The organism is Collinsella sp. CLA-AP-H1, assembly GCF_040092945.1.
In the GTDB taxonomy this organism is placed as follows: domain Bacteria; phylum Actinomycetota; class Coriobacteriia; order Coriobacteriales; family Coriobacteriaceae; genus Collinsella.
On the sequence record NZ_JBBNKO010000006.1, the window covers coordinates 79,227 to 94,488 of the forward strand.

A 15,262-nucleotide genomic window follows, 5' to 3' on the forward strand; every position below is an offset into this window, starting at 1 on the left:
GACACCCGGTGATTTCGTTAATCTTGTCAGCGAGCTTCAAGCCAACGTTATCCGGTCGCCATTGGCTTCTGGAAAGACTTAGGTTAAGTGACAAGTGATCGATGCTAGAGGCCAAGCGAAGGATATGGGTATGTCACTGTCTTCGGTTGGCCGTGATTCATTTTGACTTGATGTGGGCAAGCGGTCTTTGTCGTGAGCGCCGTTAGGGTATGGCTTTTTTCATGTCTGCTGGAGGCCGAAATCTAAACAAAGTAGCCAATAGCGGCCAAAAGACTATAGGACGCTAGAAAAAAGCGATATTTGCGGATAGGGGTAAAATGAGAAAAGCAATCGATTTAATAGCAATTTTTATATTTGGAGCAATGGTTGTATACATTGCTTCGGTCGTTTCATCCAATGGGGCGGCGGCGCAGTATGCTGTGTCGGGCTTTTGGGGCGGATGGGCGGAATCTCCCAAAACCTCAACCATCGCATTTTGGATAGTGCTTGTATATCTTGGGCTTGTGGTATTGACTTGTTCGCTGTGCTGGAAGAGTCCCCTATTGGTGTTGGCGGCTATGAGCGCAGTCTCGATTATGGTTTTCGTCAATCCCTCTTATTCAGTTTATATTTGCTACGTTATGTTCGGTCCAGGGCATTTCATTGGAGACCTGCTTATGCCCATTGCGTCATTTTGCGGAGCGGTTATTTTTGGCGGTCAATTTGCCTTTGAAAACGGATATGGCTGGTTTGTAAGGCTGATTTGTGTCTTGTTCTGGTCAATGGGATTCTTGGCGATCGTTGCAGCTCCGGGCGAGTTCTTTAGCGAGCTGTTCTCCGATTCAGGAACGACGCAGTCAATATCGAGCAGAAGCACAAGATCTGATTGCAGTGACGAGATTGATAATTTATTGCGTGATGCCAAGATGGATCGGATCCAAGAAACGTTGGACGACATTAAATACTGGGAAATTCGTAACGGAGGCCGCAAGTAGCTGTGTCGAGATTACGCGGATGAAATGAAAGACCTTAATACGCGACACAAGGCAGATGATGTCGCTGTGGCGCAGAGACTTGTTATGTCTGCCGAGGTGCTGCATGTGGGGGACCAGAACGCCATCGCCTTTCGGCGATAATGGCTGGTTAGTGATTGATTGCGATAGTTAGCCAGCAAGCTAAGAGGAGGATAATATGCCACTGCTGCCAGTTGACCATGAGCCATTCCATCTTGATGCGGGTGAACGATCCACGCCGCGCATTGAGTTGATCTATGATCTTGAAGAAGAAGCGCGAAGACTTGAAGATGACTATCAGGTTCTAGTGGATGCGTTATGCGACGATATCGTTAAAAGCGAGGGCGAAGATGAAATACGGTCGAGTATTGAGCATCGAATCGGCATGCTGATAAACATCAAAGAGAGCCAGCGCCTCTGCTATGCCCAAATTGAAGATTTGGTGCCTAGACGTCATCCTTGTCCGGTCCCTCCAATGAAAAAACGTCCCAATTGTTGCGATGAGATCGAATGCCAATGCTGCGGTACAAAAAATGAGATAGATGCTCAATTCTGTACAAATTGCGCTAGTCCTATTGATATGGGCGACATATGGCGTTATTGCAAGAAGTGTAGGATTGCATACAGTAGAGGGATCAACTTTTGTCCTGAATGCGGCTCAGCAATAACCGTTGAGATTAAACGTAAAAGGAAATAGTTTCTCGTTGCTATATGTTTGCCCTTACGCGTGAAAGCGTAATTGGTGACATGCCCAAAAATGATGAGATGCGCGAATGGGGGACCCTGTCGATAACCCCCCGATACTCCTCGAGAAACCATTTGTAGCGGTCACGAGCCGGCAACAGCCTAAGTGCGGATTCGGTTTTATAATGATCGTGCCAAGCCCTTGATAGATATCGGTTAATGAGAGTTGCAAGTCCTGGATTATATTGGGCTTTATTTTGAACATCGCTTATCTTGAGAAGAACGAGCGTGCAGTCTGTTAAAGCTTCAATATAAGTCGGGGATGGAATGTCAAACTCGGGGCTAAGCATTACAGGCATGCCCGGCTCCGCCATTATGCAGTCAGTGATTTCCGAACCATCGCTTTGTAGAGAATACGAACAGGCTACCCCCTGTTTTAAAAGGTAAAACCATTTTTGTTGGGTACCCATTTCAAGGATAATTTCTCTTTTTTGAAATTGCTGGATTGAAGCCATTGCCACTAGCTCGGCTAATAGGTTTTGGTTGTCGCACGGGGCGTACTGACAGAAAAAATTCGGATCTAGGGACACGGAATCGCTCCAACGGGCACATATCGTTAACAAATGCTAACCAAGAATAAGATACGCCATCGGGGGGAGGCATTATCAAATGCTAATGAGATTCTGGCTTTTTCGGAAATTTCAGAAATACATAAAAATGGAGTGCCGCTGCGCCACTGTTTGCCAGCTGTGTTTTTCGTTGCTGTGCCGCTGCCGCTCGATTTGTTCGAAGGACATGATGCTGGATAAGGACAACCCCCATTTGCTTGGCGATAGTTGCTGGTTTAATTACATTCCCTGCTGCTTGAGTTCCTTTTGACACCGGGGCCATATCTTCTTGCCTGTCAATTACGGCAGTCGACTCTTTTGCAGAGAACAAAGCTTCCAGCATTGAGATTATCTGGGAAAATGACCAGAATAACTTGGCCTTCAGCTTCAAATTGTGCACAATTCTATTTGTCGTCTATTTATCATTTTGTTATCAAAATGAGCGCAAGGAGGCAGGCTCAATGGGTGAAGCAGATGGCATGGAGCTGATTTATTCACTTATCGGCTATCCTGATGAAACCGAGTGGCTTGAGTTTAAAGAGAGTAATAGCGACCCCGTTAGAACGGGGCGTGACATCTCTGCGCTTGCCAACGCTGCCGCTTACTGCGGCCGTGCATATGCCTATAAGATCTGGGGCGTGAGCGACGATGCTCATGAGCTTGTGGGTACCCAGTTCAACCCATATCACGCAAAGGGCAAGGGAAACCAAGAGCTTTTGATGTGGCTCAAGCTTGCGCTCTCAAACAATGCGAATTACGAGTTTGCGGTTATTGACCATGAGACAAAGCACTTTGTGGTGCTGAAAGTGCACGCCGCGAACGCTCAGCCGGTCTATTTTGATAAGACCGCCTACATCCGAGAGGGATCTTCGACGGCAGAACTGCTTCCTGGTAGTGCGCGAGAGACGGAGCTGTGGCGTCGCTTGCAGGCGGGGAACGCGGAGCTCGCTGTAGTTGAGAGCGATCTGACGCCTCAAGAGGTCGCCGAGATTCTGGATATTGATGCATATTTTGAGCTGTGCAGATTGAGGAGACCCGTCGATCTGGACGGAGTAATTCTTGCTCTCTGTGAGCAAGAGCTGATTCATCGCCAAGACAACGGCCGTTATAGCATGACGCGCTTGGGGGTGCTTCTGGTGGGAAAGAGGCTCTCTCGCTATCCGGAGCTCAGAAAACGCATGCTGCGAATTGTGCGATATGCGGGAAAAGGCAGCTTTGACATTATTGGTGATACTGAAATCGATAAGGGTTACGCTTTAGCGCTTCCGCAGGCTGAGCAACTGATCATGTCGATGATTCCGGCTGTTGAGACGTTGGATGGCGCATTTCGACGCATCCAGACGGCCTACCCACAAAGGGCGATTCGCGAACTGCTATCAAATGCCGTGATCCATCAAGACATCGCTGACAACACGGCGGGGCCTCTTGTTGCGATTTACGACAATCGTATCGAGTTTTCTAATCCCGGGACAACGCTTATTCCGGCAGAACGCGTGCTCAACGCGCAGCCGAAAACGCGCAATTCGATGATGGCGTCCCTCATGCGCCAAATGGATCTTTGCGAAGAAGGCGGTACGGGCTGGGATTTAATCGTAGATTCGCTCGAAAAAGCCGGCATGCCTTCACCGGTTATCAAGAGTGAGGGCGGGCTGGGAACGCTCGTGACGCTCTATTGCGATTGCCCATATACTCGAATGAAAAAAAGCGAACGAAAAAATGCTGTGTACTGGCATGCTTGTCTTTTGTACGCCCAAGGCGAGTCGATGAGCAATCAGTCACTGCGAGAGCGTTTTGGACTTTCCGATGAAAAGAAAAACACGGTGGCGATGTCTCGTCTAATCAGAGAGTGCCTGGAAGAGGCGTTGATAAAGGAAGAGGACGAGGATGCGGGCGCCAAATATCGAAGGTATATTCCGTATTGGGCCTAAAGGGCAGAAGCGGGAAAATGAGGCAGCTTGTGTTTGTTAATGACGAAGCGCTGTTGTGACTTAACTATCGAAAAAGCTGAGGGGGCTTATGGAATCACATGAGCCCTCTCAGCTTTTATAGCCTCTTTGATTTTGGACTCTGAATAACGTGACGGGTGTCATTTCCATCCCAAGAAATCCGATAGGGCCTCGTCCGTGTGTGGGCGGGGCCCTTTTGCGTGGCCTTTTATGTTTGCTATACTGCTAGCAAGTAGAGAGGAGCCGCTATGGGTACAGCGACGGTGCAGCTCAATACGCGAATCGATCCTATGCTCAAAGCTGGTGGCGATGCGGTCCTGGCTCGCAATGGATTGGGGCCGAGCGATGCCATTCGTGCGCTTTGGGCCTATCTCGTCGAGCATCAAACGTTGCCGGGATTCATGGTGACGGATAAGTGCGAGGCGCCCCGTGCGGAGAGTCTGGCCGAGCAGGGGTGTGGCCTAGCTTTTTCTTCGTTGGGGCTCAGTGCCTCGGATTTTGCGCCAGCTGGATCATCTGCGGAAGACTGGGATGCCGTACGAGATGATATGTATGACGCGATGATTGCCGACATTGAGGCGAATTGCCGATGATTGAGGCAAAGCATCTCTTGGTGGATACGAACGTTTGGCTCGATTATTACCTGCAAGAGGGGGCGTTCGATGAAGCGAAAAGATTGGTTGAACTGGCCGAGGTAGGAACGATTGACCTTCTGTATGCCCCAACGACGGCAAAGGATGTGTTCTATATTTTGCCCCGGCGACTAGCCCGGCGGAATGCGAATGGGATTAACGTGTCGTTTACCTCGGCGTCATGGGCCTGCATTGAGCACATGATGCAGGTGGCAACCGCCTCTCCGCTTTCGTTGGCAGAGTGCGAGATGGCGCGCATGCTTGGCAAACGCATGCCGGATCTTGAAGACAACCTCATCATCGCTTCGGGCGAGACGGTAGATGTTGACTACGTGGTTACGAGCGACCGGCGCATGCTGGAGGCGATGCCTGAAGTTTGCCTGACGCCTGCCCGCGCACTCGAGATGATCGGGATTCTCAGCTAACCTTGTCTGTCTCGTTTCGCTATCATATGGGGCATTGTGAACCTCATGCAACTTTGGAGGACAGTATGGCGGATAACGCCGAGATGCTATTCTCGCCTGAGCTGGTGTTTTTTGATTGGGAGTGTGCGACGCCGGGCGAGGTGTTTGCGCAGCTCGAGAGCGAGCTCGCCCCGCGTGGCTACATTGCGTCCGGTTGGCTCGATGCCGTCCGTACGCGCGAGGACAACTATCCCACGGGCCTCGCTATGCCGGCGGCCAATATTGCCATCCCGCATACTGATCCCGGATTTGTGGCTAAGCCCTATATCGCGGTGGTAAAGCCTGCTACGCCCGTGACATTCAATGCTATGGCGGGCATGGGCGCTCCTGTGCCGGCACAGATCATCATTAACCTGGGTATTGCCGAGCCGGGCGGCCAGGTCGAGGCCCTGCAAGCGCTCATGAATATCTTTATGGATGCCGACGCCGCAGCTGACGTACTCGGCCAGACCACACCCCAAGGCATGGTCGACGCCATCCGCCGCCACTTCTAAGGTGGAGCTAAGCCGGCACCTGGGGACGTTCCTTATGTGTCGGCACTTGGGGGCTGGCCCAAACTGCCGGTAGAAAAGGAACGTCCTTAACTGTCAGCTGCCAGGTATGTCCCCTTTGCACCAAAATGGTGCAGATTAGCCTGTCCCCCATGCACCAGGTGTGCCGCGGGGGCTGCGTTGTGACACAATGGCGTTTGTTCGATTCGTGATGCGAAAGGCCAAACATGGCAAATAAGAAAAAGAACCCCGAGGTCGCGCCGACGTCCGAGCAACGGTCCCGCGCCGCCTCCAGCTCTCGCAAGAAGCAGCGCAAGACCTATGTGTCCAAGACCGTCAAGATTGTCCTGGTGGTCATCGGCGTGCTGGCGATGCTGCTTTCCGTCTCGGCCATGGCGTGCTCCGGCCTGATGTCACAGACCGAAAGCGCCGGCTCGGGCTATAAGCTCACCGGCGGTGTGGCTGCCACCATCAACGGCACCAACCTCACCGAGGACACCGTGACCAAGCAGATTATGAGCATGCGCACGTCCTACGGCTACACCAAGGACAAGGACTGGGCACAGTACCTGGTCGACAACGACCTCACACCCAAGAAGTACCGCAAGCAGCTCATCGACTCCTACGCGCAGCAGATCCTGCTTCAGCAGGCGCAGAAGGAAAACGGCGTGACCGTCCCGGACGAGGAGGTCGAGAAGGCTTGGAAGGACGCCTGCAAGAGTGCCGGCGGCGCCAAAGCCTTTAAGAAGACGCTTAAGACCTATGGCTACACCGAGGACACCTACAAGGACTCGCTCAAGGAGAGCCTGGCGCAGCAAAAGCTCAAGGATGCCGTGGCACCCACCAGCAAGCCCAAGGACAGCGAGATTGTCGATTACATCAACGAGAACCTGTCCAACTACAATGACGCCCGTCGCTCGTCGAATATTCTGATCAAGGTCGATTCTGACGCTTCCGACGAGGACAAGGCCGCCGCCAAGGCCAAGGCGCAGGAGTGCCTGGACAAGATTAACTCCGGCGAGCTGAGCTTTGAGGACGCCGTGAAGCAGTACTCTGACGACACCGGCTCCAAGGAGAAGAAGGGCGATGTGGGCTGGGACAAGCTCACCACCTTCGTCGACAGCTACCAGGCGGCGCTCGAGGGGCTCAACAAGGGCGATGTGAGCGACGTCGTCGAGTCGACCTATGGCTATCACATCATCAAGTGCACCGACTACCTCCATGTCGATAATCAGGTCGATGACATTAAGCAGGTGCCCAAGGACATCAAGAAGTACGTCTCCAACGTGGTGAAGACGCAGGCGGCAAGCACCGCGTACAGCGAGTGGCTGGAGCAGTACAAGAAGGATGCCGACATCACCGTTAACCCCATGCCCAAGGACGTGCCCTACAACGTCAGCCTGAAGGGCGTCACCAAGAGTTCGACCGACAATTCGTCGACGACTGAGTAATCATGGGGCGGTGCCCGTGCGAGTGCCGCCCACGCTATTGAGGAGGATTTGCAGATGACCAACGAAGAGCTGCAGAAGGAAATGATCGCGGCCATGAAGGCTAAGGACAAGGTTCGCCTGTCTATCATTCGCCAGGTTAAGGCCGAAGTGAAGAACATCGAGGTCAACGAGCGTCGTGATGTGACCGAGGAAGACGTCAACAGCATGATCAAGCGTCTGATTAAGCAGACGAGCGAGACGCTGGAGATGTCCATTAAGGCCGGTACCGACCAGGAGCGTACCGACAACCTGACCGAGCAGGTCAAGATTCTGGAGAGCCTGCTGCCCGCGCAGGTCTCGGGCGAGGAGCTCGAGGCCCTGATCGAGCAGGTTATCGCCGAGCTGGGCGTCACGTCCAAGAAGCAGATGGGCCAGGTCATGGGCGCTCTGGGTAAGGCTACTGGCGGTAACTTCGATAAGCCGGCAGCAGCAAAGATCGTCGGCGCAAAGCTTGCGTAGGGGCCGAGCGGTACATAGTTGATGTTGAGGGGGCGTGACCATTGCGGTCGCGCCCCTTTTTGCTGGGCTGGGTACTCATTGGGGACAGGCTTAAATGAGTGCCCAATGGGTGGGTACTCATTTAAGTCTGTCCCCAATGAGTGGGTGGAAGGTTGCGGGTTCTTTACGGGAATGTAGTGTGGGCTGCGGAAATGCGGTTCTTTCCGTACAATAGTTCAACTCGTGTAAACGCAGGGAAGGGACATTCATGGCGGACATGATCGAGATCAAGCATCTCAACAAGTACTTTGGCGACCTGCATGTGCTCAAAGATATCAACCTCACCGTCAAGCGCGGCGAGAAGCTCGTAATGATCGGGCCTTCCGGTTCGGGTAAGTCGACGCTCATCCGTTGCGTCGATTATCTGGAGGAGCCCACGTCGGGCGAGGTCGTCATCGACGGTACGCCGCTCACCAAGAAGAATCACCTGGAGATGGCTCGCAAGTATAGCTCCATGGTGTTTCAGCAGTTCAACCTGTATCCCAACATGACGGTGCTGGGCAACCTGACGCTCGCGCCCACCAAGCTGCAAAAGAAGAGCAAGGAGGAGGCGACCGAGATCGCCATCGCCGCGCTCAAGCGCGTCGGCATGGCGCATAAGGCCGGCGAGTATCCGCAGAATCTCTCGGGCGGTCAGCAGCAGCGCATCGCCATCGCCCGCGCCCTGTGCACCAAGCAGCCCATCATCCTGTTTGACGAGCCGACCTCGGCGCTCGACCCCGAGATGGTCCAGGAGGTTCTGGACGTTATGATTGAGCTCGCGCAGGAGGACATCACCATGATCTGCGTGACGCACGAGATGGGCTTTGCGCGCCAGGTGGCCGACCGCGTCATCTTTATGGAGGACGGCCGCATTCTGGAGGAGGGCACGCCCGAGCACTTCTTCGATAACCCCGAGAACCCGCGCTGCCGCGAGTTCCTGTCCAAGATTCTGCACTAGGCGCGGTGATGGACATGACGGATATGACGAGGGCGACCGTGACGCGCCGCCGCTTTTTGCAGCTGGCTGGCGCCGGCATGCTTGCGCTGACGGGGACCGCGCTTACCGGTTGCGGCAACTCCACCAGTGGCGAGGGCTCCGACAAGGGGTCCAAGCTTGCGGCCATTAAGTCGCGTGGCCATCTGAATGCCGGCGTTAAGAAGGATGTTCCCGGCTACGGCTATTACGACACCGCCAAGGGCCGCTTTGAGGGCATGGAAGTCGATTTGTGCTACCAGATCGCCGCTGCCGTCTTCGGCGTGAGCTACAAGGAGGCCCGCGCCCAGGAGCTTGTCGAGTTTACCGACGTAACGCCCAAGACGCGCGGCCCACTGATCGATAACGGCCAGCTCGACGTGGTCGCGGCGACCTACACCATCACCGACGAGCGCAAGAAGAGCTGGGATTTTTCGACGCCGTACCGCACCGACTACGTGGGACTCATGGTCAAGAAGCGTTCGGGCTTTACCTCGATTGAGGACCTGGACGGCAAGGTTATTGGCGTGAGCCAGGGTGCCACCACGCAGGGCCTGATCGAGCAGATGATCAAGGACAACGGCTTTAGCTGCAAGCCCGAGTTTAGGGCCTTTAGCGGCTATCCCATCATCAAGAGTTCGCTCGACGCCGGCAATATCGACGTCTTTGCCATGGACCGCTCCACGCTGGCCGGTTACATGAACGAGACCGTTGAGCTGCTGCAGCCCGAGGTCAAGTTTGGCGAGCAGGGCTACGGCGTGGCGACCAAGAAGGGTTGCGACCTTTCGGCCGTGGTCGATCAGGTGATTTGCGATCGCCTGGCCGACGGTTGGCTCGACCAAGAGGTCAAGACCTGGGGTCTTGTATAGGCGTATCGTCCAAGGAAGGAATCAAATGCTCGAAGGATTATTTGACGCCGACCGTTGGTCGACGACATTTCAAAACATGGGGCCCTTCTGGGAGGGCTTTGGGGTGACGCTGCAGGTGGTCGTTGCCGGTCTGCTGCTGTCGCTGGTGCTGGGCACGCTGCTGGGCGTGTTCTCTACCACTCGCTCGCGCGTACTGCGCGCCATAAGCCGCGTGTACGTGGAGTTTTACCAGAACACCCCGTTGCCCGTGCAGGTGCTCTTTATGTACATGGCTGGTCCGCAGTTTTTGCAGGCCATAACCGGTGCCGACCAGCCGGTGCGCATCGCGCCGTTCGTGCTGGGCTTCTTGGGTGTGGGCCTGTATCACGCGGCCTATATTTCGGAGGTCATCCGCACTGGTATCGAGGCGGTTCCGCGCGGTCAGATGGAGGCGGCCCAGAGCCAGGGCTTCACCCGTGCGCAGGCGTACTGGTACATCGTGCTGCCCCAGACGTTCAAGATCATTTTGCCGCCGCTGTGTAACCAGGCGCTCAACCTGGTCAAGAACACGTCGGTGCTGGCGCTTGTGGCTGGCGGCGACCTTATGTACCGTTCCGACAATTTTGTGAGTCTGTACGGTTACCTGCAGGGATACATCGTCTGCTGCCTTATGTACTTCATCATCTGCTTTCCGCTCGCCATGCTGGTGCAGTGGCTCGAGCGCCGCTCCAAGGAGCGTCCGCGCGGCGTGAGCCTGGCCGAGCTGGGGCTCGACAACGTAGAGGAGGCCTAGCGCATGGAAATCTTCAACGCGACCAACCTGCTCTACATTTGGGGCGGCTTTGTTAAGACAATCGAGATCTCGGCGCTGTCGATCTTTTTCTCGCTCATCTTTGGCACGGTGCTGGCGCTCGTTAAAAGCTATGCGCCCCGCCCGTTCCGTATTTTGGTGAGCGCCTATATCGAGCTGTTCCGTTGCACGCCGAACCTGCTGTGGATCCTGTTTATCTACTTTACGGTGCAGGGTTTGGACATTGTGATTTCGACCATCGCCTTTACGCTGTTTACCAGCGCTGTTATGGCCGAGATTGTGCGCGGCGGCCTCAACTCGATTCCGCGCGGCCAGTTTGAGGCAGCGCAGAGCCAGGGCTTTGGCTTCTTTGCCACCATGCGCTACATCATTCTGCCGCAGACGTTTAAGACAATCATTCCGGCGCTGTTTAGCCAGTGCACGACCGTCATCAAGGACAGCTCGTATCTTTCAGGCATTAACGTGGCCGAGCTCATGTACACGGCAAACGTCGTGATGGCCCACGCGATCGACCTGTCGCAGGTGCTTATGCTCTACGGCCTGGTGTTTGCGATGTACTTTGTGCTCAACTTTGGTATCTCGCTGCTGGTCCGAGCGTATCAACGTCGTATCGTGGCAGCGTAGTCCTGCTTCCCCAAGCACGGCACCTTGCCCCTCAATCGTCGCTTGCGTACATTTAGTATGCGGCGCTCCTCTTTCGGGGCAATCTGTCGCACTTGGGAAACCAGGACGGTCGTAAGTGACAAAATGGGAATCAGGAATCGCCTATTTCTCATTTGTTAGAAAGGAATCGCGATGAGCGATCTGGAGAACAAGAAGAGTCCTGTGGTCATTACCATCGCGCGCGACTTTGGTGCCGAGGGCCATGAGATTGGACGCATCCTCGCCAACGAGTTGGGGATTCCACTGTACGATAACGAGCTGCTGGTGCGTGCGTCGCTGCGCGCGGGCGAGTCGCTCGACAAGATGGCTGCCTATGACGAGCGCCTGGCCGTGGAGAACATGGCGTTTTTGCCCGACCGTTACGACGCCCGTTCGTACTCGGATAAGTTGTTCCAAAAGATGAGCCAGGTGATTTTGGATCTGGGCGAGACCGAGAGCTGCATTATCGAGGGTCGTCTGTCCGACTACCTGCTGCGTAACAACCCCAACCACATTGCCGTGTTGGTGACCGCACCCTTTGAGGACCGCGTCGAGATTGTGCGCAAGAAGCGTGGCCTTAACAAAAAGAAGGGCGCCAAGCTGGTCAAGCAGCAGCAGAAGGCGCGCGAGGCGTTCTATAAGCGCTACAGTGCCGGCAAGTGGAAGATGACGAGCGGTAAGGACATCGTCGTCAACCGCGCCAAGCTGGGCCGCGAAGGCTGCAAAGACGTCATCGCCGCTGCCTACCGCTACAAAGTGGCGCAGCTCGAAGGCTAACCGACCAAAACCACCACAAGGGGACAGGCACCTTGTGGTGGTTTGGGCGGCCGGCATAGAAAAAGTCCCCGCCGGGCGTGTGCTCGACGGGGACTTTGCCGTTTGATGGCTAGCGCTGTGGGTGATTACTCGCCCAGCAGGCTCTTGGTGATCGAAGCGGCGGCCTTCTTGCCGGCACCCATCGCCAGAATGACCGTAGCGGCACCGGTGACGATGTCGCCGCCGGCCCAGATGCGAGGATCGGTGGTCTGGCCGGTCTCCTCGTCGGCGACGATGTAGCCCCACTTGTTGAGCTCCATCTTGCCGCCGATCTTGGCAGCGAAGGGGTTGGCGTTGGTGCCGATAGCCGAGATCGCGACGTCGCAGGGAATCTCCTCGATGGCGCCCTCGATGGGCACCGGGCGACGACGACCGGACTCGTCGGGCTCGCCGAGCTCCATCTTCTGGACCTTGACGGCGCACACGGAGCCGTCCTCGCCAGCGACAAACTCGAGCGGGGAGACGAGCGGCAGAACCTCGACGCCCTCGGCCTTGGCATGGTGCAGCTCGGCGCGACGGCAGGGCATCTCGTCCTCGGTACGACGGTAGGCGATGATGGCGTGCTCGGCGCCCAGGCGCTTGGCGGTACGGACGGCGTCCATAGCCACGTTGCCGCCACCAAAGACGACGACGTTCTTGCCGTGCTTGGTGGGGGTGTCGTACTCGGGGAACTTGTTGGCCTTCATCAGGTTTACGCGGGTAAGGTACTCGTTCGCGAAGAAGACGTTGGGCAGGTTCTCGCCGGGGACGTTGAGGAACTTGGGCAGGCCAGCGCCGGTCGCCACGTAGATGGCGTCGAAGCCCTGCTCGAACAGCTCCTCGGCCGTGGCCATGTTGCCTACGACGGAGTTGTACTCAAACTTGACGCCCATGTCCTCCAGGCCGTCGATCTCGCGCTTGACGACCGCCTTGGGCAGACGGAACTCGGGGATGCCGTAGACCAGCACGCCGCCGCCGGTGAAGAAGGCCTCGAAGACGGTGACGTCAAAGCCGTTGCGGGCGAGCTCGCCAGCGCAGGTGATGCCGGACGGGCCGGAGCCGACGACGGCGACCTTCTTGCCGTTCTTGGGGGCCATCTTGGGCGTGGAGGCGAGCTCGGGGCGGTCACCCAGGAAGCGCTCGAGCTGGCCGATGGCCACGGGCTCGGACTTCTTGCCACGGATGCACTTGCCCTCGCACTGGTTCTCCTGCGGGCAGACGCGGCCGCAGATGGCGGGAAGCATGGAGTCCTCGCGGATGGTATCGAGAGCGCCGCCGAAGTCCTTCTCGCGGATCTGTTCGATAAAGCGGGGGATGTTGATGTTGACGGGGCAGCCCTCAACACAGAACGGCTTCTTGCAGTTGAGGCAGCGCTCGGCCTCGGCCAGCGCCATCTCCTCGGTGAAGCCCTTGTCGACGGGGCGGAAGTCGCAGGCGCGCTCGGCAGCCGGCTCCTCGTTATCGGGGGTGCGGGGCGACTTCATATCGGCAACGAAACGACCGTTAACTAGTGGCATGCGCAGCTCTTTTCCTCATAGGCCTTGAGGGACTCGCCCTCTTCGGAACGGTAAGCGGCCTGGCGGGCACGAAGGTCATCCCAGTCGACCAGGGTGGCATCGAAGTCGGGGCCGTCGACGCAAGCGAACTTGGTCACGCCGCCCACCTCGACGCGGCAGCAGCCGCACATACCGGTGCCGTCAACCATGATGGGGTTGAGCGACGCGGTGATGGGGGTGTCGTACTTCTGGGCGGTGAGGGTCGAGAACTTCATCATCGGAACGGGGCCGACGCAGAAGACCTGGCTCACGGCCTTGTCCTGCAGCAGGCGCTCCAGCGGAGCGGTGACAACGCCCTGCTCGCCGTAGGAGCCGTCGTCAGTGGTGATGTGGATGTGGTCCTCGTCGAGGAGCTCGCGGAACTGGTCCTCCATGAGCAGGAGGTCCTTGGTGCGGGCGCCCATGATGGCGTGCACCTCGTGGCCGGTCTCGACCAGGTGCTTGGCGACCGGGAAGGCAATTGCCAGGCCGACGCCGCCGCCAATGACAGCGCAGGGGCCCTCGGCCATCTCGGTGGGAACGCCCAGCGGGCCCACGACGTCGCGCAGCGACTCGCCGGCCTCGTAGGTGGAAAGCATCTCGGTGGTCTTGCCGATCACCATGAAGATGAACTCGACCCAGCCCTCGTCACCGTTCCAGCCGGCCAGGGTAAACGGGACGCGCTCGCCCGTCTCGTTGGCGCGAACCATGAGGAACTGTCCAGCGTGCGCATGCTTGGCGATTGCAGGCGCCTCGATGCGGAACTTGAACACCTTCTCCGAGAACTGCGTCTTCTCCAGGATCTTATACATAGAACCCCTCTCTTGTTAGGGCTGCCGAACCGTGCCTCCACGGAAATGGACGGTAGCCCGAATAAAACCGTACGCGCACAGGCGTTGTGCAGACATACGGTGCAAATTATACCCTCATGGACATGTCGCTTACGTGTGTCTTTGGCAGGTGGGAGCAGGGTTTATCCACTTTGGCCTACCAAATAGGGGCAGGTTTATTTTGGTCAGCCTTATCGGGTAAAACGGCAAAGGGGGCCGGCCTCGGTTTGTGATGAGGCCGGCCCCCTTTGGGGTGTTGCGTGCATATGGCGGCGCAGGGTTTATTGCGATGCGCTCACTGTGGCGTTTCCGCAGATAAAACCTGCCAAAATAAACCTGTCCCTAAATGGTAGGTTTTAGTGCTTGCCGTTGGCGGAGGCGGCGCCGTTGACGTGGTCGCGGGCATAGACCACGCCGTGCACGATCGCCAGGCCGGCGGCGTCGGCCGCGCGGGCGCAGGTGTCCTGGAAATCCTCGGCCTCGCGGGCGCGCAACTGCTTAAGCACGTAGTCGGCGACGGCCATCTTGCCGGGAGGGTTGCCGATGCCGGTGCGGATGCGGCTGAAGTCGCGGCTGCCCATCTTGTCGATGATGGAACGCAGGCCGTTGTGGCCAGCATGGCCGCCGCCCACCTTGACGCGCACGTCGCCGGCGGGAATATCGAGCTCGTCGTGGATTACGAGCAGCTCCTCGGCCTTGATCTTGTACTCGCGACAGAGCTTGGAGATGGGGCCGCCCGAGGTATTCATGTACGACTGCGGCTTGACCAGCACAATCTGCCGCTTGCCTCCCTCTTCCTCGGGGTCGTTGATGTTGATGACCGCGACCTCGGCGCCGGCCTGGTTTTTCCAGTACGTGACGCCGGCCTGACGGGCCAGCTCGTCGATTGCCTTAAAGCCGGCGTTGTGGCGGGTCTCGGCATATTCCTCGCCCGGGTTGCCAAGCCCGGCAACCATGCGAATCTTGAGCGGCTGTGCAGCTGCCATGTTTGTCCTCCGTTACGTAAATAGTTCAATCAACGACAAAGGCTACCACGCCCGC

Annotated in this window: 18 protein-coding genes; 13 read left to right on the forward strand and 5 right to left on the reverse strand. The window is 56.7% G+C overall.

Translation table 11 applies throughout. The annotated features are described in order from the left end of the window. Nucleotides 1-317 precede the first annotated feature (317 nt). Entirely contained in the window at nt 318-974 is a 657-nt protein-coding gene (locus AAAV44_RS05025; protein WP_349114841.1) for a hypothetical protein, read from the forward strand. Between the two features lie 196 nt (nt 975-1,170). After that, entirely contained in the window at nt 1,171-1,689 is a 519-nt protein-coding gene (locus AAAV44_RS05030; protein ID WP_349114843.1) for a zinc ribbon domain-containing protein, read from the forward strand. Nucleotides 1,690-1,699: 10 nt separating this feature from the next. Here AAAV44_RS05030 and AAAV44_RS05035 read toward each other — a convergent pair whose 3' ends face one another. Both AAAV44_RS05035 and AAAV44_RS05040 read right to left on the reverse strand, forming a co-directional pair. After that, the gene (locus AAAV44_RS05035; protein WP_349114845.1) at nt 1,700-2,266 is read right to left on the reverse strand and encodes a Crp/Fnr family transcriptional regulator; all 567 of its coding nucleotides are present in this window, start codon (nt 2,264-2,266) and stop codon (nt 1,700-1,702) included. 82 nt (nt 2,267-2,348) lie between these two features. Next, nucleotides 2,349-2,675, reverse strand: coding sequence for a hypothetical protein (locus AAAV44_RS05040; RefSeq protein ID WP_349114846.1), 327 nt, complete (start codon nt 2,673-2,675; stop codon nt 2,349-2,351). Nucleotides 2,676-2,745: 70 nt separating this feature from the next. On the opposite strand from AAAV44_RS05040, the gene AAAV44_RS05045 reads away from it, so the two are divergent. The 11 genes from AAAV44_RS05045 (at nt 2,746) to AAAV44_RS05095 (ending at nt 11,838) form a co-directional block, all read left to right on the forward strand. Then, nucleotides 2,746-4,212 carry an ATP-binding protein gene (locus tag AAAV44_RS05045; RefSeq protein ID WP_349114847.1) on the forward strand — a complete coding sequence of 489 codons (1,467 nt, stop codon included), beginning with the start codon at nt 2,746-2,748 and terminating at the stop codon, nt 4,210-4,212. Nucleotides 4,213-4,478: 266 nt separating this feature from the next. Beyond that, the gene (locus tag AAAV44_RS05050) at nt 4,479-4,823 is read left to right on the forward strand and encodes a type II toxin-antitoxin system RelB/DinJ family antitoxin (protein WP_349114848.1); all 345 of its coding nucleotides are present in this window, start codon (nt 4,479-4,481) and stop codon (nt 4,821-4,823) included. Then, the gene (locus tag AAAV44_RS05055) at nt 4,820-5,287 is read left to right on the forward strand and encodes a PIN domain-containing protein (RefSeq protein WP_349114849.1); all 468 of its coding nucleotides are present in this window, start codon (nt 4,820-4,822) and stop codon (nt 5,285-5,287) included. The genes AAAV44_RS05050 and AAAV44_RS05055 overlap by 4 nt, the downstream gene beginning before the upstream one ends. Before the next feature lie 65 nt (nt 5,288-5,352). After that, entirely contained in the window at nt 5,353-5,820 is a 468-nt protein-coding gene (locus AAAV44_RS05060) for a PTS sugar transporter subunit IIA (protein ID WP_349114851.1), read from the forward strand. A gap of 224 nt (nt 5,821-6,044) precedes the next feature. Continuing rightward, nucleotides 6,045-7,268 (forward strand): peptidylprolyl isomerase, encoded by a 1,224-nt coding sequence (locus AAAV44_RS05065; RefSeq protein ID WP_349114852.1) that lies wholly within the window; start codon nt 6,045-6,047, stop codon nt 7,266-7,268. Between the two features lie 54 nt (nt 7,269-7,322). After that, nucleotides 7,323-7,766, forward strand: a complete 444-nt coding sequence (locus tag AAAV44_RS05070) for a GatB/YqeY domain-containing protein (protein WP_349114853.1) — start codon at nt 7,323-7,325, stop codon at nt 7,764-7,766. 247 nt (nt 7,767-8,013) lie between these two features. Continuing rightward, nucleotides 8,014-8,745, forward strand: coding sequence for an amino acid ABC transporter ATP-binding protein (locus AAAV44_RS05075; RefSeq protein WP_349114854.1), 732 nt, complete (start codon nt 8,014-8,016; stop codon nt 8,743-8,745). A gap of 8 nt (nt 8,746-8,753) precedes the next feature. Beyond that, nucleotides 8,754-9,629, forward strand: a complete 876-nt coding sequence (locus AAAV44_RS05080; protein ID WP_349114855.1) for a transporter substrate-binding domain-containing protein — start codon at nt 8,754-8,756, stop codon at nt 9,627-9,629. A gap of 25 nt (nt 9,630-9,654) precedes the next feature. After that, nucleotides 9,655-10,401, forward strand: coding sequence for an amino acid ABC transporter permease (locus AAAV44_RS05085; protein ID WP_035136546.1), 747 nt, complete (start codon nt 9,655-9,657; stop codon nt 10,399-10,401). A gap of 3 nt (nt 10,402-10,404) precedes the next feature. Further along, complete coding sequence (locus AAAV44_RS05090; protein ID WP_055285379.1) at nt 10,405-11,043, forward strand: amino acid ABC transporter permease; 639 nt, start codon at nt 10,405-10,407, stop codon at nt 11,041-11,043. Nucleotides 11,044-11,214: 171 nt separating this feature from the next. After that, the gene (locus AAAV44_RS05095; protein WP_022094991.1) at nt 11,215-11,838 is read left to right on the forward strand and encodes a cytidylate kinase-like family protein; all 624 of its coding nucleotides are present in this window, start codon (nt 11,215-11,217) and stop codon (nt 11,836-11,838) included. A 125-nt stretch (nt 11,839-11,963) separates the two neighbouring features. Here the strand turns inward: AAAV44_RS05095 and gltA are convergent, their stop codons facing one another. The 3 genes from gltA to pth form a co-directional block, all read right to left on the reverse strand. Then, complete coding sequence (gene gltA, locus AAAV44_RS05100; protein WP_117647774.1) at nt 11,964-13,373, reverse strand: NADPH-dependent glutamate synthase; 1,410 nt, start codon at nt 13,371-13,373, stop codon at nt 11,964-11,966. Then, on the reverse strand, nt 13,364-14,203 hold the full coding sequence (locus tag AAAV44_RS05105) for a sulfide/dihydroorotate dehydrogenase-like FAD/NAD-binding protein (RefSeq protein ID WP_006235793.1): 840 nt from the start codon (nt 14,201-14,203) through the stop codon (nt 13,364-13,366). The genes gltA and AAAV44_RS05105 overlap by 10 nt, the downstream gene beginning before the upstream one ends. Nucleotides 14,204-14,577: 374 nt before the next feature. Further along, nucleotides 14,578-15,207, reverse strand: coding sequence for an aminoacyl-tRNA hydrolase (pth, locus tag AAAV44_RS05110; RefSeq protein ID WP_349114856.1), 630 nt, complete (start codon nt 15,205-15,207; stop codon nt 14,578-14,580). Nucleotides 15,208-15,262: the final 55 nt, after the last annotated feature.